The organism is Ottowia sp. (assembly GCF_016703145.1).
Taxonomy (GTDB): Bacteria; Pseudomonadota; Gammaproteobacteria; order Burkholderiales; family Burkholderiaceae_C; genus Ottowia.
On sequence record NZ_JADJCO010000005.1, the window covers coordinates 1,308,729 to 1,330,509 of the forward strand.

General features: G+C 67.1%; 17 protein-coding genes, 5 pseudogenes and 1 riboswitch. Of the genes and pseudogenes, 4 read left to right on the plus strand and 18 right to left on the minus strand.

Going from position 1 to position 21,781, the window contains the following annotated elements; translation table 11 throughout:
• Nucleotides 1-3: 3 nt before the first annotated feature.
• Complete coding sequence (locus tag IPG65_RS19170) at nt 4-579, minus strand: bifunctional adenosylcobinamide kinase/adenosylcobinamide-phosphate guanylyltransferase (RefSeq protein WP_293192930.1); 576 nt, start codon at nt 577-579, stop codon at nt 4-6.
• A gap of 149 nt (nt 580-728) precedes the next feature.
• Entirely contained in the window at nt 729-2,585 is a 1,857-nt protein-coding gene (locus IPG65_RS19175) for a TonB-dependent receptor (RefSeq protein ID WP_293192932.1), read from the minus strand.
• 96 nt (nt 2,586-2,681) lie between these two features.
• A riboswitch (cobalamin riboswitch) is annotated at nt 2,682-2,941 on the minus strand.
• Between the two features lie 84 nt (nt 2,942-3,025).
• On the opposite strand from IPG65_RS19175, the gene IPG65_RS19180 reads away from it, so the two are divergent.
• The 3 genes from IPG65_RS19180 (at nt 3,026) to IPG65_RS19190 (ending at nt 4,678) form a co-directional block, all read left to right on the plus strand.
• On the plus strand, nt 3,026-3,280 hold the full coding sequence (locus IPG65_RS19180) for a DUF904 domain-containing protein (RefSeq protein WP_293192934.1): 255 nt from the start codon (nt 3,026-3,028) through the stop codon (nt 3,278-3,280).
• The gene (locus IPG65_RS19185) at nt 3,277-3,606 is read left to right on the plus strand and encodes a cell division protein ZapA (protein ID WP_293192936.1); all 330 of its coding nucleotides are present in this window, start codon (nt 3,277-3,279) and stop codon (nt 3,604-3,606) included. The genes IPG65_RS19180 and IPG65_RS19185 overlap by 4 nt, the downstream gene beginning before the upstream one ends.
• A 247-nt stretch (nt 3,607-3,853) precedes the next feature.
• On the plus strand, nt 3,854-4,678 hold the full coding sequence (locus tag IPG65_RS19190) for a sulfite exporter TauE/SafE family protein (protein ID WP_293192938.1): 825 nt from the start codon (nt 3,854-3,856) through the stop codon (nt 4,676-4,678).
• 76 nt (nt 4,679-4,754) lie between these two features.
• Here IPG65_RS19190 and IPG65_RS19195 read toward each other — a convergent pair whose 3' ends face one another.
• A complete protein-coding gene (locus IPG65_RS19195; RefSeq protein ID WP_293192940.1) occupies nt 4,755-5,438 on the minus strand; it encodes a sulfite exporter TauE/SafE family protein in 684 nt (227 codons plus the stop codon).
• A pseudogene (hemN, locus tag IPG65_RS19200) lies at nt 5,438-6,819 on the minus strand (oxygen-independent coproporphyrinogen III oxidase). The gene IPG65_RS19195 and the pseudogene hemN overlap by 1 nt, the downstream one beginning before the upstream one ends.
• Before the next feature lie 145 nt (nt 6,820-6,964).
• Between hemN and fnr the strand changes: the two are divergent.
• The gene (fnr, locus tag IPG65_RS19205) at nt 6,965-7,684 is read left to right on the plus strand and encodes a fumarate/nitrate reduction transcriptional regulator Fnr (RefSeq protein ID WP_293192942.1); all 720 of its coding nucleotides are present in this window, start codon (nt 6,965-6,967) and stop codon (nt 7,682-7,684) included.
• 58 nt (nt 7,685-7,742) lie between these two features.
• Here fnr and IPG65_RS19210 read toward each other — a convergent pair whose 3' ends face one another.
• The 14 genes and pseudogenes from IPG65_RS19210 to IPG65_RS19275 form a co-directional block, all read right to left on the minus strand.
• Nucleotides 7,743-8,198: a DUF1178 family protein gene (locus IPG65_RS19210; protein WP_293193090.1), complete on the minus strand. Its 456-nt coding sequence runs from the start codon at nt 8,196-8,198 to the stop codon at nt 7,743-7,745.
• 14 nt (nt 8,199-8,212) lie between these two features.
• The gene (locus IPG65_RS19215; RefSeq protein WP_293192944.1) at nt 8,213-8,818 is read right to left on the minus strand and encodes an NUDIX hydrolase; all 606 of its coding nucleotides are present in this window, start codon (nt 8,816-8,818) and stop codon (nt 8,213-8,215) included.
• A complete protein-coding gene (locus IPG65_RS19220; RefSeq protein ID WP_293192946.1) occupies nt 8,808-9,113 on the minus strand; it encodes a DUF2818 family protein in 306 nt (101 codons plus the stop codon). Before IPG65_RS19220 ends, IPG65_RS19215 begins: the two co-directional genes overlap by 11 nt.
• Complete coding sequence (nuoN, locus tag IPG65_RS19225) at nt 9,113-10,600, minus strand: NADH-quinone oxidoreductase subunit NuoN (protein ID WP_293192948.1); 1,488 nt, start codon at nt 10,598-10,600, stop codon at nt 9,113-9,115. The genes IPG65_RS19220 and nuoN overlap by 1 nt, the downstream gene beginning before the upstream one ends.
• A gap of 12 nt (nt 10,601-10,612) precedes the next feature.
• Nucleotides 10,613-12,088 carry an NADH-quinone oxidoreductase subunit M gene (locus IPG65_RS19230; RefSeq protein ID WP_293192950.1) on the minus strand — a complete coding sequence of 492 codons (1,476 nt, stop codon included), beginning with the start codon at nt 12,086-12,088 and terminating at the stop codon, nt 10,613-10,615.
• Nucleotides 12,089-12,109: 21 nt separating this feature from the next.
• Complete coding sequence (nuoL, locus tag IPG65_RS19235; protein WP_293192952.1) at nt 12,110-14,134, minus strand: NADH-quinone oxidoreductase subunit L; 2,025 nt, start codon at nt 14,132-14,134, stop codon at nt 12,110-12,112.
• Nucleotides 14,135-14,142: 8 nt separating this feature from the next.
• Nucleotides 14,143-14,451 carry an NADH-quinone oxidoreductase subunit NuoK gene (gene nuoK, locus IPG65_RS19240; protein WP_293192954.1) on the minus strand — a complete coding sequence of 103 codons (309 nt, stop codon included), beginning with the start codon at nt 14,449-14,451 and terminating at the stop codon, nt 14,143-14,145.
• Nucleotides 14,448-15,125: an NADH-quinone oxidoreductase subunit J gene (locus IPG65_RS19245; protein WP_293192956.1), complete on the minus strand. Its 678-nt coding sequence runs from the start codon at nt 15,123-15,125 to the stop codon at nt 14,448-14,450. The genes nuoK and IPG65_RS19245 overlap by 4 nt, the downstream gene beginning before the upstream one ends.
• Nucleotides 15,126-15,154: 29 nt before the next feature.
• Nucleotides 15,155-15,664: an NADH-quinone oxidoreductase subunit NuoI gene (nuoI, locus tag IPG65_RS19250; protein WP_293192958.1), complete on the minus strand. Its 510-nt coding sequence runs from the start codon at nt 15,662-15,664 to the stop codon at nt 15,155-15,157.
• 15 nt (nt 15,665-15,679) lie between these two features.
• Nucleotides 15,680-16,756: an NADH-quinone oxidoreductase subunit NuoH gene (gene nuoH / locus IPG65_RS19255; protein WP_293192960.1), complete on the minus strand. Its 1,077-nt coding sequence runs from the start codon at nt 16,754-16,756 to the stop codon at nt 15,680-15,682.
• A pseudogene (gene nuoG / locus IPG65_RS19260) lies at nt 16,753-18,868 on the minus strand (NADH-quinone oxidoreductase subunit NuoG). The gene nuoH and the pseudogene nuoG overlap by 4 nt, the downstream one beginning before the upstream one ends.
• A gap of 25 nt (nt 18,869-18,893) precedes the next feature.
• Nucleotides 18,894-20,237 (minus strand): annotated as a pseudogene (nuoF, locus tag IPG65_RS19265) (NADH-quinone oxidoreductase subunit NuoF).
• 3 nt (nt 20,238-20,240) lie between these two features.
• Nucleotides 20,241-20,728 (minus strand): annotated as a pseudogene (locus tag IPG65_RS19270) (NAD(P)H-dependent oxidoreductase subunit E).
• A gap of 26 nt (nt 20,729-20,754) precedes the next feature.
• Nucleotides 20,755-21,781 (minus strand): annotated as a pseudogene (locus tag IPG65_RS19275) (NADH-quinone oxidoreductase subunit D); the annotation flags it as partial.

Consider the following 21,781-nt stretch of genomic DNA (forward strand, 5'->3'; position numbering starts at 1 on the left):
GTTTCATTTGAGGCTCAGCGGCAGCCCGGCCACCATCAGCGTGACGCGCTCGCACACCGCCGCCACCTGCTGGTTGAGCGCGCCCAGCGCATCAACGAAGGCGCGCACCTCGCGGCCGAGCGGGATGACGCCCAGGCCGATCTCGTTGCCGACCAGCACCACGGGGCCTGGGCAGGTGGCGATGGCTTCCAAAAGCATAGCTGTCGACGCAGTATCCGAGCTGGCTGCAGGCCGATTTCTTTCAGAATCCGTGTCCATCGGCATCATCTCCCGCGTCAGCCACAGCGTCAGGCAATCGACCACGCGCAGCGTCTCGGCGCCGCCGGCGGACGCGAGGGCCGCCGCCAGGTCGGGGGGCGACTCCACGGTCGCCAGGGCGGGCACGCGCTCGGCGCGCTCGCGCCGGTGGCGGGCGATGCGCGCGCGCATCTCGTCGTCGTGCGCCTCGGCGGTGGCGATCAGCACGGCGCGGTGCGCGGGTGACGCGGCCAGCCACGCGGCGGCCAGGTGCTCGGCGCGGCGCGACTTGCCGCTCTTCTGGCCGCCGAGGATGAGTTCGCTGCGCGCGACGTCAAGCATGGCGGGTGAACCAGTCCAGCACGATGAACCGCCGCCCGCCGAAGCGGGCGGGAAACAGGGACATCTCTTCTGCTACCGAATTCATAGCTAATGGCGTAGACTGTACGCGGGCTCTGAGCCCATTTTTCATCAAGACCGCGCGGCGCGCGTCAGGGCCTCGGCGACCAGCGCAGGCCGACGAAGAAGGTGCGCCCGGCGGTGGCGTAGCCGCGCGCGATGCGGTAGTCGCGATCACCCACGTTGTCGATGCGCGCCAGCACGCTCCAGTCGCGCGCGATGGTGGCGCTGGCGTACAGGTTGACGACGCCGTAGCCGGCCAGCACGTTGGTGTTGGCGGCGTTGTCCCAGCGGCGCGAGGAGGCCTGCCATTCGGCGCCCAGTGTCCAGTCGCCCACGCGGGTGTCGGCGGCCAGCTTGAGGATGCGCTTGGCGCGGCGCGCCAGCACCTTGCCGGTCACGTCGTCCTTGGGGTTCTGCAGGTCGAGCGAGCCGCTCAGGTTGACGCCGCCCAGCCGGTGCGCGCCCGCCAGGGTGACGCCCTGCAGCAGCGCGCGGCCGGTGTTGTCGTAGCAGCCGAAGGCGTCGCCGCAAGGCCCCGCCGCGCCGAAGGTGATGAGGTTGCGCACCTGGTTGCGGTAGGCCGTGACGCCGAAGCGGCTGGCGCCTTGCGACCAGTGCAAGCCGATCTCGACGTTGCGGCTCTTTTCGGGCTGCAGCGCGGGCTGGCCGTACTGCGAGAAGCGCTGGTACAGCGTGGGCACGCGGAAGGCCGTGCCCGCCGCCGCCGTCACGCGCCAGCCGGGCGCGAAGGCGTAGCCGTAGGCGGCGCTGCCGTTGGCGTGGCCGCCGAACTCGCTGTCGCGGTCGTGCCGCACGTTCAGCTGCACGGTGTGGGCGCCGTGCGCATGGCCGTAGCCCAGGGCGATGGCGTCCTGGTGGCGGCTGCGGTCGATGGGCTGGTTGACGAGCTGGTCCCCGCGCCGCTCCAGCGCGGCGGTGACCAGGTGCGGGCCCTGGCGCCACTCGTTCTGCAGCAGGACGTTGCGCAGCGTGGTCTCGGTGCGGTAGGGACTGGGCGTGGTCTCGTAGCGCTGGCGCGACTCGCTGACCGACAGGCGGGTGCTGTAGTGCTTCGTCCACTGCGCGTTCCAGGCCGCGCCCAGGGTGGCCAGGCGGTTGTGGCCCACGTCGTTCAGTCCAGGCGTGAAGCCGTCGTACTGCGCGCGCATGTCGCTGTGGGTGCCGCTGGCCTCGACGCGGTGCGCGCCGTTGATCTGCAGGCCCACGCGCCCACTGGCGCTGCTGTTGCGCCAGCCGTCGCGGTCGGGGTTGGTGCCGGGGCGGCTGTCGAAGCCGTGGCTGAGGTCGCGCGCCGCGCCCAGGGCGTAGTCCACGGCGCCGCTCTTGCCGCTGAAGCCGGCCTCCAGCTTCTTCGTGCCCTGGCTGCCCAGGCCGACGCCGGCGTAGGGGGCGAAGGGGCCGTCGCCCTTGCGCGTGAAGATCTGCACCACGCCGGCGATGGCGTCGGAGCCGTACACGGCGGCGGCCGGCCCACGCACGATCTCGATGCGCTCGACCTGACCCAGCGCGATGCCCTCCCACGGCGCGCCGCCGGTGGACTGCGTGTCGACGCGGATGCCGTCGATGTAGACGGCGGTGAAGCGGTTGTCGGCCCCGCGCATGAACAGGCTGGTGGTGGTGCCGGGGCCGCCGTTGCGCGACAGCTCCAGCCCCGGCTGGCGCGCCAGCAGGTCGGCGATGTTGACGGCGCCGCTGCGGCGAATCTGCTCGTCGCCGAGCACGGTCACGTCGGCCAGCACGTCGGCGAGCGGCTGCGCCGCGCGCGTGGCGGTGACCACCGTCTCGGCCAGCGCGGGGGCGGCCAATTGGGCGACGGTGGTGGATTCGAGCAGGGGCTGCGCCTGGGCAGCCAGGGTGCCGGACAGCGCGCAGGAGATCGCCAGCGGCAGCGCGGCCGGCCGGCAGGGGGCAAACATTTGATTCATCACGGGAACAGGGATGGCGGACAGCCCCCTGCCGGCTTCCCCGCCGGCGCCTGGGGCGAACTGGCCGCGCGCGTGCCCGTTTCAGTCGTGGGCGGCGCGCGCGTCCTCCTCGTTGGCCGGTATCCGGGCTGGCGGAGGAGTCACCCGCTCCTCGCCTTCCCGGCCGCGTGTTTCAGCGCAGCCAGTGGCCGTGTGAGGAGCAGGCCGGCGCCCCGGCGGACCGGGGCAACCGTCCGCTTACCGTTGCGGGGGCAGCGCAGGTTAGGCGGCCCTCTAGGCGAGGCGCCCTCCTGCTTCCCGTTGAACTGCGGCCGTGCGAACCACGGCGCGCGAGCACCAACGACAGCGATTGTATGAGAGGGTGAAGGTGTCCCCGCGCGCGCGACCGCGCCGCACGCCCCTCGTACAATCGGCTCGTCCCCCCGTGTTCACCGCGCCCCATGACGAATCCGCCCTTGATCGAACAGATTGCCGAGCGCGTCGAGCGGCTGCTCGTGCGCCACGATGAACTGCGCCGCACCAACGAACTGCTCGCGCAGCAGGTGGAGGCGCTCACGCACGAGCGCGACAGCCTGAAGTCGCGCCTGATGGCGGCGCGCGCGCGGGTCGACGCGCTGATCGACCGCCTGCCGGCTGCCGCCGGCGTGCTGGCGCCGGAGGCCGCGCCGCCGCAGCACCAGGAGCGCTCGTCGTGAAGCAACTCGAAGTCAAGATCATGGGCCAGGGCTACCTGCTGGGCTGCCCCGAGGGCGGCGAGGCGCGGCTGCACGAGGCCGTGCAGCGCGTGGACGCGGCCATGTGCAAGATCCAGGGCACCGGCAAGATCAAGGCGCGCGACCGCATCGCCGTGCTGGCGGCGTTGAACCTGGCGTTCGAGCTGGCCGAGCAGCCCGCCGCCGCGCCGCAGGCCGCCCCGGCCGCGGGCGACGAGCCCTCGCTGAGCGTCGCCGAGCAGGCCACGCTGGGCGTGTTGCTGCAGCGCCTGGACCGGGCGCTGGGCGAGGACGGCCAACTGCTCTGAGCCCCGGTAAAATGGCGGCGTCTGCGGTGCGCGCCGGGCTTTATATTTCCTTGAACCAATGCTCATAGAGCACGGGCCTGGAACATCGTCTGGTCAGCGTGATCGTCTCGCGTCAGATGAACCCAAGACCAGTCTGACCTCGCCCACCTGAACCCCCGCGTTCAGGATGACGGTCCGGCGGCATTCGCAGACACCTTATTCCCCTTCCCGGCGCCCGCTGCGGTGGCCGACCCACCGGCCACCCCGCATGCCCCTCGAACCCCTGCTCGTTATCGAACTCGCCCTGCTGGGCCTGGTCACCGGCTTCCTCGCGGGCCTGCTGGGCATCGGCGGCGGCATGATCATGGTGCCCTTCATCTCCGCCATCCTGGACGCGCGCGGCGTGGCGCCGGGGCTGGCGGTGAAGATGGCGATCGCGACGTCGATGGCGACCATCATCTTCACCTCGGTCAGCAGCGTGCGCGCGCACCACAAGAAGGGCGCGGTGCGCTGGGACATCGTGCGCGGCCTGGCGCCGGGCATCGTGCTGGGGGCGATGGTGGCCAGCCTGGGGGTGTTCGCGCTGCTCAAGGGCTCGGCGCTGGCGCTGGTGTTCGCCGTGTTCGTGGGCTTCTCGGCGACCCAGATGTTCCTGGACAAGAAGCCCGCGCCGACGCGCCAGATCCCCGGCACGGCGGGGCTGCTGGGCGCGGGCGGGGGCATCGGCTTCCTGTCGGGCCTGGTGGGCGCGGGCGGCGGCTTCGTGTCGGTGCCGTTCATGACCTGGTGCAACGTGGCCATCCACAACGCGGTGGCGACCAGCGCGGCGCTGGGCTTTCCGATCGCGCTGGCCAACGTGGCGGGCTACGTGGTCGCGGGCCAGGGCGTGGCCGGCCTGCCGCCCCACTCCTTCGGCTACCTGTGGCTGCCGGCGCTGGTGGTGATCGCCTCGTGCAGCGTGCTGATGGCGCCGCTGGGCGCCAAGGCGGCGCACGCGCTGCCGGTGAAGAAGCTCAAGCGCGTGTTCGCCACCGTGCTGTACCTGCTGGCGGCGTACATGCTCTACAAGGGCCTGACGGCCGCCGGCACCTGAGAACGCCTCGGTTTCAAGCCAAATCAGCCTCCATCCCGCACGGTTACTGTGCCGGAAGCTATAAAAAACGAAGCGTTCAGGATGTGGGCACCACGCACCACGGCGCCTGTTCGTGGACCAGCCCCATCCACAGGCCCCAGGCCGAGGTGAGCACCAGCGCCAGCCCGGCGACGCGCAGGCTCCAGGGGCCACGGCCGTTGGCGCCCAGGCGCAGCAGCAGCCACGGGCCGGCCCACAGCGACAGGCCCGAGCCCAGGGCGAACAGCGCCATCACCGCCGCGCCGCCGGCCACGCTGCCGGCCAGCGCCGCCACCATCAGTGCCGAGTACAGCAGGCCGCAGGGCAGCAGCGCCCAGGCCACGCCCAGACCCAGCGGCGCGGCCAGGCCCTGCGACTGCGTGGCGGCGCGCACCCGCGTCCACACGCGGCGCGCGCCCGTCTCCAGCCACACCGGCTGGCGCGCCCGCACCAGCAGCACCAGTCCCAGCAGCACGGCGGCCACGTGCACCATGGTCCAGGCCGGCCGCAGCGCGACCGACTGGAGGGTGAGCCAGCCCAGCCCCTGCATCGAGGCGGCGGCCAGCGCGCCCAGGGCCGCGTAGCCCGCCAGGCGCCCGAGCTGGAACAGCCCGACGGCCTGCTCGCCGCGCGGCGCGGCCGCCTGCCCGATGCCGGCGCAGGCCGCGCCGCACATGGCGATGCAGTGCGGGCCGCCGGCCAGGCCCATGACCAGGGCAGTGACGGCCAGGGAGGTTTGCATCAAAGAATTCTAGAGAACCGGGCGCGGGTCTGGTCGGCCTGCAAGTACTTGTCGAACACCATCGCCACGCCGCGCACGAAGAACCAGCCCATGGCGGTGACCTGGATGCCCGTACCGGTCACCTCCACCAGGCCCTGCTCCTGCAGGCCACGCAGCGTTTGCAGCTCAGCGGCAAAGTAGGCGCCGAAGTCGATCAGGTGCGCCTGCTCGACGGGCTCGAACTGCACCTCGCCCTGGCACATCAGGGCCATGATGACGGCGCGCCGCAGCAGGTCGTCACGCGAGACGGCCAGGCCGCGCACCACGGGCAGGTGGCCCTGGTCGAGCAGGTCCTGGTACTCGGCCAGGGTCTTGGCGTTCTGACTGTAGGTGGCGCCGACCTTGCCGATGGCCGACACGCCCAGGCCGATCAGGTCGCAGTCGGGCTGGGTGCTGTAGCCCTGAAAGTTGCGGTGCAGCCGGCCCTGCCGCTTGGCCACGGCCAGGGCGTCGCCGGGCAGCGCGAAGTGGTCCATGCCGACGTAGACGTAGCCGGCCTCCTCGAACGCCGCCAGCGACCGCGCCAGCATCGCCACCTTGCCGCCGGCGCTGGGCAGCTCGATGGGGATGATGCGCCGCTGCGGCTTGAAGCCTCGGGCAGGTGCGCGTAGGCGTAGAGCGCGATGCGGTCGGGACGCAGCCGGGCCACCTGCGCCAGGGTGCGGTCGAAGGACTCGGGCGTCTGCAAGGGCAGGCCGTAGATCAGGTCGACGTTGATGGATTCGAAGCCGATGCGGCGCGCGGCCTCGACCAGGGCGAAGACCTGCTCGGCCGGCTGCACGCGGTGCACGGCCTTTTGCACCAACGGGTCGAAATCCTGCACGCCGAAGCTCAGGCGGTTGAAGCCCAGGCGCGCCAGCGTGGCCAGGCGGTCGGCGTCCACGGTGCGGGGATCGACCTCGATCGAGTATTCGCCGCCGGGCACCAGGCTGAAGCCGCGGCGCAGCATGGCCATCAGCTCGGCCAGTTCGTCGTCGTCGAGGAAGGTGGGCGTGCCGCCGCCCAGGTGCAGCTGGCTCACCGCCTGGCCGGCGCCGAGGTGCCGCACGTGCAGGTCCACCTCGCGGCCCAGGCAGCGCAGGTAGGGCGCGGCGCGGTCGTGGTGCCGGGTGATGATCTTGTTGCAGGCGCAGTAGTAGCACAGCGATTCGCAGAAGGGCACGTGCACGTACAGCGACAGCGGCGTGGCCAGCGGCCCGCGGCCCGAGCGGCGCTGCGCCAGCGCGCGCAGGTAGTCGGGCTCGCCGAAGGCCTCGACGAAGCGGTCCGCCGTGGGGTAGGAGGTGTAGCGCGGCCCGGGAACGTCGAATCGGGTCAGCAGCTCGGGGGTGATGGCGGGCATCGGGGCAGTCCTGTGGTGTCAGGCTGTACTGTCGCGCCGGCGCGCGTCCTTGTCCTTGACGATCGTCAAGGTGTCGAATGGACTGGGGCAGCACTAGAATGGCTCACCGCCGCCTTCGCGGGACGGACCCCTCATCCAGCCGCCCATGACCCCGCAAGCCATCAAAGTCGCGTGTTCCAACTGCAACCTGCGCGAGTTGTGCATGCCCATGGGCCTGTCGGGCACGGACATGGGCAAGCTGGATGAGCTGGTGACCACGCGGCGCCGGATCCCGCGTGGGTCGCCGCTGTTTTCCAGCGGCGATCGCTTCAATGCGCTGTACGCCATCCGCACGGGTTTCTTCAAGACCTGCGTGACCACCGAGGACGGCCGCGACCAGGTGACGGGTTTCCAGATGGCCGGCGAGATCATGGGGCTGGACGGCATCGTCGGCGACCGCCACACCTGCGATGCGGTGGCGCTGGAGGACGCCGAAGTGTGCGAACTGCCCTATGGCCGCATCGAGGATCTGTCGCGCGAGGTGCCGGCGCTGCAGAGCCACGTGCACAAGATCATGAGTCGCGAGATCGTGCGCGAGCACGGCGTGATGCTGCTGCTGGGCAGCATGCGCGCGGAGGAGCGCCTGTCGGCCTTCCTGCTCAACCTGGTGCAGCGGCTGCACACGCGAGGCTTCTCGCAGTCGGAGTTGGTGCTGCGCATGACGCGCGAGGAGATCGGCAGCTACCTGGGCCTGAAGCTGGAAACGGTGAGCCGCACCTTCTCGAAGTTCGCCGACGACGGCATCGTGGAAGTCAAGCACCGCCACGTGCGCATCCTCGACATCGAGGCGCTGCGCAACATCGTCCACGCGCCGGCCTGCCGCTGAAGTTTTCAGCCTTTTTGGCCTCTAGCCCGCATATATATTATGCAGGCAGCTATCAAATTCATTGCAGCGTGTTCTTCAGGCTGTCCGGCAGCGGCAGCGCCATGACGGCGATGCCCTCGTCCATCAGCTCCTCGGTCTGCTCGCGCGTGGCCTGGCCGCGGATGCCGCGCTCCGGCGTTTCACCGTAGTGGATGCGGCGCGCTTCCTCGGCGAAGCGCTCGCCCACGTCCTCGGTCTGCGCCATCACGCGGCGCACCATGTGCATCCACGCCGCCTGCAGCGCGGCGGGCGGCAGCGCGGCGACGGGCGTGCCGGCGCCCTGGGATTCGGCCGACGCCGGGATCGCGCCGCTCAGGTTGAGGCGCGGGGCGCTGGGCAGCTTGGCCACCGCCGTGTCGCCGCACATCGGGCAGGCCACGAGCTGGCGCGCCAGTTGGTCCTGGAAGTCGTCCTCGGACGAGAACCAGCCTTCGAACCCATGCCCGTGGGCACATTGCAGGTCGAGCACTTTCATCGGCTGGATACCCTTCAGGCGGCGGCCGGCGCGGGCCGCCAGTCCAGCGCCCATGTCCCGCTCATCACATTCTGCAGCCACAGCGCCCCGACCAGGGTCTTGGCGTCGGTCACCTGGCCGTCGCGGCACCAGTCCTGCAGTTGCGCGGGCGTGGCGCTGAAGACCTCCAGGAACTCGCCCTCGTCCAGGCGCCGTTCGCCGGCCGTGAGGCCGCGCGCGAACCAGACCTCGATCACCTCGGTCGAGTACGCGACCACGGGATGCAGCACGCCGGCGTGCGCCCATTCGCGGGCGGTGTAGCCGGTTTCCTCGCGCAGCTCGCGCTGGGCGCAGGCCAGCGGGTCCTCGCCCGGGTCGAGCTTGCCGGCGGGAAATTCGATCAGGGTGCCCCGCACCGGGTAGCGGTACTGGCGTTCCAGCACCAGGCGCGTGGCGCCGTCCGCACCTTCGAGCAGCGGCACGACCATCACCGCGCCGGGATGCACCACGTACTCGCGCTGGGCCAGACCGCCGTCGGGCAGCCGCACCTGGTCGCGAAAGGCGTGCAGGAAGCCGCCCTTGAACAGCTCCTCGCCCTGAACGCGGTGCTCGGTCAGGTCAATGACGGGCCTAGGCGCCACGCCGCACCAAGTAACGGTAGACGAAGCCTGGAAATGCCAGGGTCAGGAACAGCGCAGCCGTGATCGCATAGAACTCCCAGCCTTGGCCGTGGATCTGGCCCGCGCCCTTCTCCAGTGCCAGGCCGATGCCGCCGACCAGGAAGTACCACACCACCAGTTCGGCCAGGCGCCAAGCCAGCGACTTGTGCATGCCGCGCAGCGGCATCACGGTCATCAACCGCTGGTTGACGAATGGCAGGTTGGCCGCGACGGCGGCCAGAACGATCAGCAGCCAGATGCCGGCGGCCTGGGACATCAGGTCGCGAGCATCTGCACGATGGCCTGGGCGCACAAGGTCATCAGTGCGCCCGGCACGATGCCCAGCACCAGCACCAGCGCCCCGTTGAGGGACAGCACGGCACGCATGTCCAACGGCGCCGAGATGGACGAGGTGCTGGTGGGCTCATCGAAGTACATCACCTTGACCACGCGCAGGTAGTAGAACGCGCCAATCAGCGACATCACCACCGCGAAGACCGCCAAGCCGATATAGGCCGGCAGATTGGTGCTCACCAGCGCCTGCAGCACCGACAGCTTGGCCTGGAAGCCCACCAGCGGCGGAATGCCGGCCAACGAGAACAGGCACACGGCCATGATGCCAGCGTAGAGCGGGCTGCGCTGGTTCAGGCCGGCGAAGTCGGCGATGTCGTCGCTCTCGAAGCCCTCGCGCGACAGTAGCATGATCACGCCGAAGCTGGCCAGCGTGGTGAGCACGTAGGTGACGATGTAGAACATGGCGGAGCTGTAGGCGTTGGCGGCCGACAGCGCGTTGCCGTTGACCACACCGGCCATCAGGCCCAGCAGCACGAAGCCCATCTGGGCGATGGTCGAGTAGGCCAGCATGCGCTTCAGGTTGGTCTGCGCGATGGCGGCCAGGTTGCCGATGAGGAGCGAGGCGATGGCCATCAGGCCCAGCATCTGCTGCCAGTCGATGGCCAGCGGCAGCAGGCCTTCCACCAGCAGGCGGATCGCCATCGAGAACGCCGCCAGCTTGGGCGCGGCCCCCAGCATCAACGTGACCGCCGTGGGCGCGCCATGGTAAACGTCGGGAATCCACATGTGAAAAGGCGCGGCGCCGAACTTGAATGCGACGCCCGCGACCACGAACACCAGGCCGAACACCAGCACCTGGTGCTTGATCTGCCCCGAGGCGATGGCCTTGAAGACGCCGGCGATGTCCAGCGTGCCCGTGGCGCCGTAGAGCATCGACAGGCCGTAGAGCAGGAAACCCGAGGCCATGGCGCCCAGCACGAAGTACTTCATCGCGGCCTCGACCGAGGTGGTGTGGTCGCGCCGCAGGGCCACCAGCGCATAGCTGGCCAGCGTCAGGCATTCCAGGCCCAGGTACAGGACGATGAAGTTGCCCGCCGAGATCATGACGAAGACGCCCAGCAGGGACAGCAGGCCCAGGACGAACCATTCACCGCCGCGCAGCATGCCGCGATCGGCCACGTAGGAGCGGCCATAAACGAAGGTCACCAGCACGGCCAGCGCGGCAAAGCACTTGAGCCAGTTGGCCATGGGATCACTGACCACGAGGCCGTCGAAGCCGTACACGGTCTGGCCGCTACTGGCGTACAGGCCCGACAGCACGGCCAGCACCAGCAGCGTCAGCACGGACAGGATGTAGGCCACGGGGCGCCCGAGGCGCTTGTCCAGCAAGTCGAGGAGCGCGATGACGCACGCCATGACCAAGAGCACCAGCTCCGGGTAGATGGCCATCCAACTGAATCTGTCAATCATTCTTGCGGGTCCTCAGTTCAGCTTGGATGCCGCCACGTGCTGCAGCAGGCTGGCCACCGACGCATCCATCACGTCGGTGAACGGCTTGGGATACAGGCCCATCCACAGCACGGCGACGGCGAGCAGCGCCAGCATCAGGAACTCGCGCCCGTTGATGTCGGAGAGCTGGCGCACGTCGTCGTTGACCATGGGGCCGAAATACACGCGCTTGAACATCCACAAGGTGTAGGAAGCCCCGGAGATGAGCGCGGTGGCGGCCAGCAGGCCAAGCCAGAAATTGGCCTTGACGGTCGCCAGGATCACCATCCATTCGCCCACGAAGCCGGCCGTGCCCGGCAAACCGCAGTTGGCCATGGCAAACAGCAGTGCGAACACCGTGAAGCGCGGCATGGTGTTGACCACGCCGCCGTAGCTAGCGATCTCACGCGAATGCACACGGTCGTACAGCACGCCGATGCACAGGAACATGGCGCTCGACACGAAACCGTGCGCGATCATCTGCACGATGCCGCCCGACACGCCCAGGTCGTTGAAGACGAAGAAGCCCAGCGTGACGAAGCCCATGTGCGCCACCGACGAGTAGGCGACCAGCTTCTTCATGTCCTGCTGCACCAGCGCCACCAGGCCCACATAGACCACCGCGATCAGCGACAGCGCGATCATCAGCCACGCCCATTCGCGCGAGGCATCGGGCAGGATCGGCATCGAGAAGCGCAGGAAACCGTAGGCGCCCAGCTTCAACATGATGGCGGCCAGCACGGCCGAGCCGCCCGTGGGCGCCTCGACGTGCACGTCGGGCAGCCAGGTGTGGACCGGCCACATCGGCACCTTGACAGCGAACGCCGCGAGCATGGCGAAGAACAGCAGCGTCTGCGCCGTGCCGGACAGCGGCAGGCTGTGCCAGGCCAGGATGTCGAAGCTGCCGCCCGAACGGGTGTACAGGTAGATGAAGGCCACCAGCATCAGCAGCGAGCCCAGCAGCGTGTAGAGAAAGAACTTGAACGCCGCGTAGATCTTGTTGGGCCCGCCCCAGATGCCGATGATCAGGTACATCGGGATCAGCGTGGCCTCGAAGAACACGTAGAACAGCACGCCATCGAGCGCCGCGAACACGCCGATCATCAGGCCGGACAGGATCAGGAAGGCCGCCATGTACTGGTTGACCTTGCGCTGGATCACCTCCCAGCCGGCGATCACGACGATGATGGTGATGAAGGCCGTGAGCAGCACGAACCACAGCGAAATGCCGTCCACGCCCAGGTGGTAGTTGACGTTAAAGCGCTCGATCCAAGGCGCTTTCTCCACGAACTGCATCTCGGCCGTGCCGAGCTTGAAGCCGCCGTAGATCGGCAGCGTGACGAGAAAACTGATCACCGACCCGACGAGTGCCAACCAGCGCACGAGCGGCGCCTGACTCTCACGGCCCAGTGCCAGCAGCACGGCGCCGAACAGAATCGGCGTCCAGATGGCAAGGCTCAACCAACCCATGTCGTTATCCCGCTCTTCCTCTTACTTGTTGAGCCAGACGAAGTACGTCATCAGCACGAAGATCCCCAGAATCATCACCAGGGCGTAGTGATAGAGGTAGCCGGACTGGAGCCAGCGCGCCACGCCCGACACCCAGCCCACCAGCTTCCAGGATCCGTTGACCACGACGCCGTCGATCAGCGCCCGGTCGCCGCCCTTCCACAGGCCGGTGCCCAACATGCGGGCACCGCGAGCGATGACGTTCTCGTTGAACCAGTCCATGTAGTACTTGTTCTCCAGCAGCGTGTGGACGGGCTGAAACGCGCGTTTGATCGCCGCAGGCAGCGCGGGATTGATCATGTACATGTAGTACGCCGTGGCCACCCCCGCCAGCGCCAGCCAGAACGGCAGGGCCTGGAAGCCATGGAGCGCCATAGGCAGCCAGCCATGGATGGCCTCGGCCAGTTCGGCCATGGCCGGGTGGCGCGCGGCATCGACGTGGATGACACCCTTGAAGAAGTCGCCGAACAACATGGGCATCAGCGTCATGGCGCCGATCACGACCGACGGGATCGCCAGCAGCGTCAGCGGCACCCAAACGACCCAGGGCGACTCGTGGGGCTTGGCGTCATGGCCATGGCCGTGCCCGTGGTCGTCGCCATGGTGGTGCGCGTCCGGGTTCTGGTCGTAGCGCTCTTGGCCATGGAACACCAGGAAGTACAGGCGGAACGAATAGAACGCCGTCACGAACACGCCTGCCAGCACGGCGAAGTAGGCAAAGCCCGCGGCCGGCAGATGGCTGGCATGAACCGCCTCGATGATCGCGTCCTTGGAATAGAAGCCCGAGAAGAACGGCGTGCCGATCAGCGCCAGCGATCCCAGCAGGAACGTGATCCACGTGATCGGCATGTACTTGCGCAAGCCGCCCATCCAGCGGATGTCCTGGTTGTGGTGCACGCCCATGATGACCGAGCCCGCTGCCAGGAACAGCAAGGCCTTGAAGAAGGCATGCGTCATCAGGTGGAAGACGGCCACCGAGTAGGCGGATGCCCCCAGCGCCACCGTCATGTAGCCGAGCTGCGACAGCGTGGAATAGGCCACCACGCGCTTGATGTCGTTCTGGATGATGCCCAGGAAACCCATGAACAGCGCCGTGATGGAGCCAATGACGAGGATGAAGTTGAGCGCGGCGTCCGACAGCTCGAACAGCGGCGACATGCGCGCGACCATGAAGATGCCGGCCGTCACCATGGTCGCCGCGTGGATCAGCGCCGAGATGGGCGTCGGGCCTTCCATCGAGTCAGGCAGCCACACGTGCAGCGGGAACTGCGCCGACTTGCCCATGGCGCCGATGAACAGGCAGATGCAGATCACGCTGATCAACAGCCAATCCGTGCCGGGAAAAACCATCGTCGAGATCTGGCCGGCCTTGGCGAAGGTTTCGCCATAGCTCAGCGTGCCGGCGTAGGCGGCGATCAGGCCGATGCCCAGGATGAAGCCGAAGTCACCCACCCGGTTGACCAGAAAGGCCTTCATGTTGGCGAAGATCGCCGTCGGCTTGTTGTACCAGAAGCCGATCAGCAGGTAGGACACCAGGCCCACCGCCTCCCAGCCGAAGAACAGCTGCAGGAAGTTGTTGCTCATGACGAGCATCAGCATGGAGAAGGTGAACAGCGAGATGTAGGAGAAGAAACGGTCGTAGCCCGCGTCCTCCTCCATGTAGCCGATGGTGTAGATGTGCACCATCAGCGACACGAAAGTCACCACGCACATCATCATGGCGGTGAGCCCGTCGACGAGGAAACCGACCTCCATCTTCAGGCCGCCGACCACCATCCACTCGTAGATGGTGGCATCGAAGCGGGCGCCGTCCATGGCCACGCTTTTCAGCGTCAGCGCCGACAGCACGAAGGCGACGAACACGCCCAGGATCGTGACCGAGTGTGACGCCGCGCGGCCGATGCGATTGCCGCCGAAGGTCGTCCCGAGGATCCCCGCCAGCACGGAGCCGGCCAGCGGTGCCAGCGGAACGGCCAGCAGGGTTGCAGCAGAAAGGGTCTGGCTCATGGGTTCCGTTAGCCCTTCAGCGAATTGAGTTCGTCCACGTTGATGCTGGACTTGTTGCGGAACAGCAGCACGAGGATCGCCAAGCCGATCGCGGATTCGGCGGCGGCCACGGTCAGGATGAAGAACACGAACACCTGCCCGTGCATGTCGCCCAGGTAGTGCGAGAAGGCCACGAAGTTCATGTTGATGGCCAGCAGCATCAATTCGATCGCCATCAGCAGCACGATCAGGTTCTTGCGGTTCAGGAAGATGCCCACCACGGCCAGTGCGAACAGGATCGCCCGCAGGGTCAGGTAGTGCGCGAGGGTCAGGGTCATTTCTTGGCCTCCTCCACGGTGGCGGCGCCGGTCGCGGACGCCTCAGCGGCCGGAGCGGCGCGCGTGATGGCGAGCTTCACGACCTCGACGCGGTCACGCGCTTTCACGCGCACCTGCTCGGACGGATCGATCTTCTTGCTGTCCTTGCGCTCGCGCAGCGTCAGGGCGATCGCGGAAATCATCGCCACCAGCAGGATTACGGCGGCGATTTCCAGCGGATACAGGTACTTGGTGTAGAGCAGCGTGCCCAGCGCCTTGGTGTTCGAGTACTGCACCACTTGGCCCGCCGCGTTGGTGACCGTCTCCGGCACCACCGGCGCCTCGCCCGCCCGGAAGCCACCGAACAGCACCACGGCCATGTCCAGCGAGATCAGGGCACCGATCGCCAGCGCCAACGGAAAGTGGCGCCAGAAGCCCTGCCGCAGGCTGTCGATGTGGATGTCGAGCATCATCACGACGAACAGGAACAGCACCATCACCGCGCCCAGGTAGACCAGCACCAGTGTGACCGCCAAGAACTCGGCCTTGAGCAGCAGCCAGATCCCAGCAGCCTGCGAGAAGGCCAGCATGAGGAACAGGACCGCATGCACGGGGTTGCGCGCCGTGATCACCCTGAATGCCGCGAACAGCATCACCAGGGAGAACACGTAGAAGAAGCCGGTCTGGACGTCCATGAATCTTTATCGGCAGTGCAAGCCCGCGTTCAGCGGTACTTGGCGTCCGCCGCCTTGGCTGCGGCGATTTCGGGTTCGTAGCGGTCGCCCACGGCCAGCAGCATGTCCTTGGTGAAGTACAGATCGCCGCGCTTCTCGCCGTGGTATTCGAGGATGTGGGTCTCGACGATGGAGTCCACCGGGCAGCTTTCCTCGCAGAAGCCGCAGAAGATGCACTTGGTCAGGTCGATGTCGTAGCGCGTGGTGCGGCGGGAGCCGTCGGCTCGCTCGCCGGCCTCGATGGTGATGGCCAAAGCCGGACACACGGCTTCGCACAACTTGCAGGCAATGCAGCGCTCCTCGCCATTCTCATAGCGGCGCAGGGCGTGCAGGCCGCGAAAGCGCGCCGACAAGGGCGTTTTCTCCTCCGGGAACTGAATCGTGACCTTGCGGCTGAACGCGTAACGGCCAGTCAGGGCCATGCCCTTGAACAGTTCCACGAGCATGAAGCTCTTGAAGAAATCGCGGATCGAAAAAGGTGAAGCAGCAACGGAAGCCATGACTTGTCCTGCCCTTCAATGCCAGATGTTCCAGGGGCTGAGCAGCCAGCCCCCGACGATGACCAGCCAGACCAGCGTGACCGGAATGAATATCTTCCAGCCGAGGCGCATGATCTGGTCGTAGCGAAAGCGCGGGAAGGTGGCGCGGATCCAGATGAACATGGACACCACCACGAAGGTCTTCAGGCCCAGCCAGATCCACCCCGGGATGAAGCCCAGCGCCTCGAAGGGCGGCAACCAGCCGCCGAGGAACATCAGCACCCCCAGAATGGACACCAGCCACATGCTGGCGTACTCCGCCAGGAAGAAGATGGCGAAACCCATGCCCGAGTACTCGACCATGTGGCCGGCCACGATCTCGGCCTCGCCCTCGACCACGTCGAAGGGATGGCGGTTGGTCTCCGCCACGCCGGAAATCAGGTAGACCAGAAAGATCGGCAGCAGCGGCAGCCAGTTCCAGGAAAGGAAAGCGAGGCCCTTGCCCGCGGCCATGCCCTTGGCCTGCCCCATCACGATGTCAGTGAGGTTCATGCTCCCGGACACCATCAGCACCACCAGGAAGCAGAAGCCCATGGCGATCTCGTAGCTCACCATCTGCGCCGAGGCGCGCAGCGCGCCGAGGAAGGCGTATTTCGAGTTGGATGCCCAGCCGGCGATGATGACGCCGTACACCTCGATCGAAGTGATTGCCATCACCACCAGCAGACCGGCATTGACGTTGGACAGCGCCGTCTCGGGCCCGAACGGAATCACCACCCAGGCAGCCAGCGCCGGCATGATGGCCATGAGCGGCCCCAGGAAGAACAGGCCCTTGGCCGCCGCCGTGGGCTGGATGATCTCCTTGGTCAGGAGCTTGACCGCATCGGCGATCGGCTGCAGCAGGCCCCAGGGACCGGTGCGGTTGGGGCCATGGCGCACCTGCATGAAGCCCAGCAGCTTGCGCTCCCAGAGCGTCAGGTAAGCCACCGCGCCCATCAGAGGCAGCAGCACCACCACGATCTTGATCAGGTTCCAGACCACCGGCCAAACGATGCCTGACCACCACGTGCCCGCGAACAGGTGCAATCCGAAGTTGTAGATCGCGTCGATCATGCCCCGGCTCCCTGGCGCGCATCGGCCGTCATCTGCAGCGAGAGCGCGCGGCGCACGATGCCATCGAGCTGATAGATGCCCACCGGCTGCAGCGCCACCGGCTGCGGCCGGACTTCGATGGGCGCGGAAGTGCGGGTTGCTCAGCCGCTCGCCAGCGATCGACCCCATGGCCGCGCCTTCCAGCGCCTGCGCCAGCACTTCCTGCGAGGTCTGGTACGCAGGCTGGACCACGCCCAGCAAGTCGCCGAGAACTCTCAGCACCTTCCACCCCGGACGGGTTTCACCCAGCGGACGGACGACCGCGTGGAAGCCCTGGGCCCGGCCTTCCGCGTTGACGAAGGTGCCCGATGTCTCGGTGAACGGCGCAATCGGCAGCAGCACGTCGCTGACGTCCAGGTTGGCCTTGAACGGACTGAGCGTGACGACCATGTCGCAGCCGCTCAGCTCCACGCCCCGGCTGTCGGGTCCGGGCTCGCAGTGGAGCAGCAATGCCGCCTTCAGGCCGCCCGCCAGCATCTGGCCGGCATTCAGGCCGCCAGCGCTCGGTAGCGCGCCCACCGCCTGGGCGCCGACCGTGTTGGCCGCCTCGGTCAGGTAGCCCACGGTGGCGCCGGTCTGCTCGCCGATCCATTGGCACAGCGCCAGCAGGCTGGACGCCGCTGGATGCTGCGCCGCCGCGTTGCCCAGGAGGATGGCCTTGCGTTCGCCCGACAGCAAGGCCTCGGCGAGCGCCTGCGCCTCTTCGGTCGCCTGGCCCGGCACGGGCGCCACGTCGCCTTTGCCGCCCGCGACGGCAGCCGCCACGTCGGCCAGCAACTGAACCCACTCGCCGGGCTCGCCGATGGAGGCCGCCGCCAGGGGCATGGCCCAGGCCCCGGACTGGCCGAGAAGTGCTACCGAAGTAATAGCCGCCACCGCTGCACCGTTGCGGGCTGCCTGCCGAATTCGCCCTGCAAACAGCGGATGGTCCTTGCGCAGGTTGGAGCCGACGATCAGGGCCGCCTGCAGTTGCGACAGCGAGGCGATCGACGTGCCCAGCCAGCGCACGCCCTCGGCCGGCGCGAACTCCGTGTGCCGCAGGCGATGGTCGATGTTCTGGCTGCCCAGGCCGCGCACCAGCGCGCCGGCGAGGTAGAGCTCCTCCAGCGTGCTGTGCGGGCTGACGAGGGCGCCGATGCGCTCCGCGCCATGCTCCGACTTGATCTGATTCAGGCCGTTGGCGACGTACTCCAGCGCAGTCTGCCAATCAACCTCCTTCCACTCGCCGCCCTGCTTGAGCATGGGCCTGGTCAAGCGGTCCTCGCCGTTCAGCGCCTCGTACGAGAAGCGGTCGCGGTCGGCGATCCAGCACTCGTTGACGTCCTCGTTTTCCAGCGGCACCACGCGCATGACCTGGTGGTTCTTGACCTGCACGATCAGGTTGGCACCGGTGCTGTCGTGCGGGCTGATGCTCTTGCGACGCGACAGTTCCCAGGTGCGGGCGCTGTAGCGGAACGGCTTGCTCGTCAGCGCTCCGACCGGACAGATGTCGATCATGTTGCCGGACAGCTCGGAATCCACCGAATTGCCCACGAACGTCGTGATCTCGGAATGCTCGCCGCGGTGGGCCATGCCCAGTTCCATCACCCCGGCGATCTCCTGGCCGAAGCGCACGCAGCGCGTGCAGTGGATGCAGCGGTTCATCTCTTTCATCGAGATCAGCGGCCCCACGTCCTGGGGGAACACCACGCGCTTCTTCTTCCTCGTAGCGCGAACCGGAATCACCGTAGCCCACCGCCAGATCCTGCAGTTGGCACTCGCCACCCTGGTCGCAGATCGGGCAGTCCAGCGGGTGGTTGATGAGCAGGAACTCCATGACCGATTTCTGCGCCTTGAGCGCCTTGCCGGTTTGGGTGCGCACGATCATGCCCTGCGTGACTGGCGTGGCACAGGCGGGCATCGGCTTGGGAGCCTTCTCAACGTCCACCAAGCACATGCGGCAGTTGGCGGCGATGGACAGCTTCTTGTGATAGCAAAAGTGCGGGATGTGGTGCCGGCTTTCTCGGCCGCATGCATGACCATGCTGCCTTCGAGCACCTCCACCTTCTTGCCGTCGATTTCGATTTCAACCATGGGCTTAGAGTCCGGTTCCGTTCGCTCAGGCGGGGTGCTTCTGCGCGGCTTCGATCTTGGCCGCGAACTCGTGGCGGAAGTGCTTGAGCATCGCGCGCACCGGCATGGCCGCGGCGTCGCCGAGCGCGCAAATCGTGCGACCCATGATGTTCTCCGCCACGTTGTCGAGCTTGGCCAGATCCTCCGGCTGCCCCTGACCATGCTGGATGCGATCGACCATGCGCCACAGCCAGCCCGTGCCTTCCCGGCAGGGCGTGCACTGGCCGCAGGATTCGTGCATATAAAAATACGATAGGCGCAGCAGCGTCTCCACCATGTCGCGCGAATCGTCCATCACCATGACCGCGCCGGAGCCCAGCATGGAGCCCGCCTTCGCGATGGAGTCGTAGTCCATCGTGCACTGCATGATGAGTTCAGCCGGCAGCACCGGTGACGAGGAACCGCCGGGAATCACCGCCTTCAGCGGTTTGCCACCGCGCATACCGCCAGCCAGTTCCAGCAGCTTGGCGAACGGCGTGCCCATCGGGATTTCGTAGTTGCCCGGCCGCTCGACATCGCCGGAGATCGAGAAGATCTTCGTGCCGCCGTTGTTGGGCTTGCCGCACTCAGGTACGCCGGGCCGCCATGGCGAATGATCCATGGCGTCGCGGCAAACGTCTCGGTGTTGTTGATCGTGGTCGGCTTGCCGTACAAGCCAAAGCTGGCAGGGAACGGCGGCTTGAACCGAGGCTGCCCTTTCTTGCCTTCGATCGATTCGAGCAGCGCAGTTTCCTCGCCACAGATGTAGGCACCGAAGCCATGGTGCGCGTGCAACTGGAAGTTGAACGCGCTGCCCATGAGGCCCTGGCCCAGGAACCCTGCCTCGCGCGCCTGCTCGATCGCGGCCTCGAAGCGCTCGTAGACCTGGAAAACCTCGCCGTGGATGTAGTTGTAGCCCACGCTGGCGCCCATGGCGTAGCCCGCGATGGCCATGCCCTCGATCACCGCATGCGGGTTGTACATGAGGATGTCGCGATCCTTGAAGGTACCGGGTTCGCCCTCGTCAGAGTTGCACACCACGTATTTCTGCCCGGGGAAGTTGCGCGGCATGAAGCTCCACTTCAAGCCCGTCGGAAAGCCCGCGCCGCCGCGCCCGCGCAGGCTCGAAGCCTTGAGTTCGGCAATGACCTCGTCCTGCGTCATCCCGCTCCGCCGTCCCGGCCCAGAATCTTGCGCAAGGCCGCGTAGCCGCCGCGCGCCTCGTAGTCCTTCAGCCCCAGTTGCTGCCGTTCAGATCGGCGCAAATCTGCGGGTTGATGTGACGGCCATGGAAGCAGGTCTCAACGCCCTTGGCCTGGAACTGCGCGAGGATGTCATTTACACGCGCCATGGCTCAGTCCTCCGCCTCGCGCAAGCCCTCGACCAACTGGTCGAGTTTGTCGTTGGACATGAAGCTGCACATGTGCCGGTCGTTGACCAGCATCACGGGCGCATCGCCGCAGGCACCCAGGCACTCGCTGGGCTGCACGGTAAACACGCCGTCGGCGGTGGTGCCACAGGGCTCCACGCCCAGCTTGCCGCAGAGATGCTCCAGCGCCTGCGGGCCACCGGCGAACATGCACGGTGCATTGGCGCACACGTTCAGCTTGAAGCGGCCCACCGGCTTCTGGTTGTACATGTTGTAAAACGTGGTCACTTCCTGCACGGCCATGGGCGCCATGCCCAGATAGTCGGCAATCGCCTCCTCGCTCTCAGGGGTGACCCAGCCCTGCTCCTGCTGCACGATGGCCAAGCACGCCATCACGGCGGACTGCTGCGCTCCGGCGGGTACTTGGCGACCTCGCGCGCAAAACGTGCGCGCGTGGCCTCCGACACGGGCATTGAAGCCACGGAAACGGCGGATGCGCTCATCGATCGATCTCTCCAAACACGATGTCCAGCGTGCCGATGATGGCCACGGCGTCAGCCAGCATGTGGCCCTTGGCCAATTCGTCCAACGCAGCCAGTGGGCAAAGCCGGGGCCGGATCTTCAAGCGATAGGGCTTGTTCGCGCCGTCGCTGATCAGGTAGATGCCGAACTCACCCTTGGGGTGCTCACCGCCGCATAGGCTTCGCCCTCGGGCACATGCATGCCTTCGGTGAAGAGCTTGAAGTGGTGGATCAACTCTTCCATGCTGGTCTTCATCGCCTCACGGGAGGGCGGCGCGACCTTGTGGTTGTCCACGATCACGGGGCCGGGATGGGCGCGCAGCCAATCCACGCATTGCTTGATGATGCGGTTGACTCGCGCATCTCCTGCACGCGCACGAGGTAGCGGTCGTAGCTGTCACCGGTCTTGCCGATGGGAACGTCGAAATCGACCTGATCGTAGACGTCGTACGGCTGCTTCTTGCGCAAGTCCCAGGCGATGCCCGAACCCGCAGCATGGGGCCGGTCAATCCCAGATTGAGCGCGCGCTCGGCCGTCACGACGCCGATGCCCACGGTGCGCTGCTTCCAGATGCGGTTGTCGGTGAGCAGGGTCTCGTATCCGTCCACGCACTTGGGGAAGCGCCGGGTGAAATCCTCGATGAAGTCGAGCAGTGAACCCTGGCGATTGACGTTCAGATCGTCGATCACCCTGGCATTGCGGATCTTGCTGGCCTTGTATTGCGGCATCGTGTCCGGCAGGTCGCGGTAGACGCCGCCCGGACGGAAATAGGCCGCATGCATGCGCGCGCCCGACACCGCCTCGTAGACGTCGAACAGGTCTTCGCGCTCGCGGAAGGTGTAGATCAGGATGGTGGACGAGCCGCAGTCGTTGCCATGCGAGCCCAAGCCACATCAGGTGGTTGAGGATGCGCGTGATCTCCGAGAACATCACGCGGATGTACTGCGACCGGAGCACCTGGATGCCCAGCAGTTTCTCGATGGCCAGGCAGTAGGCGTGCTCGTT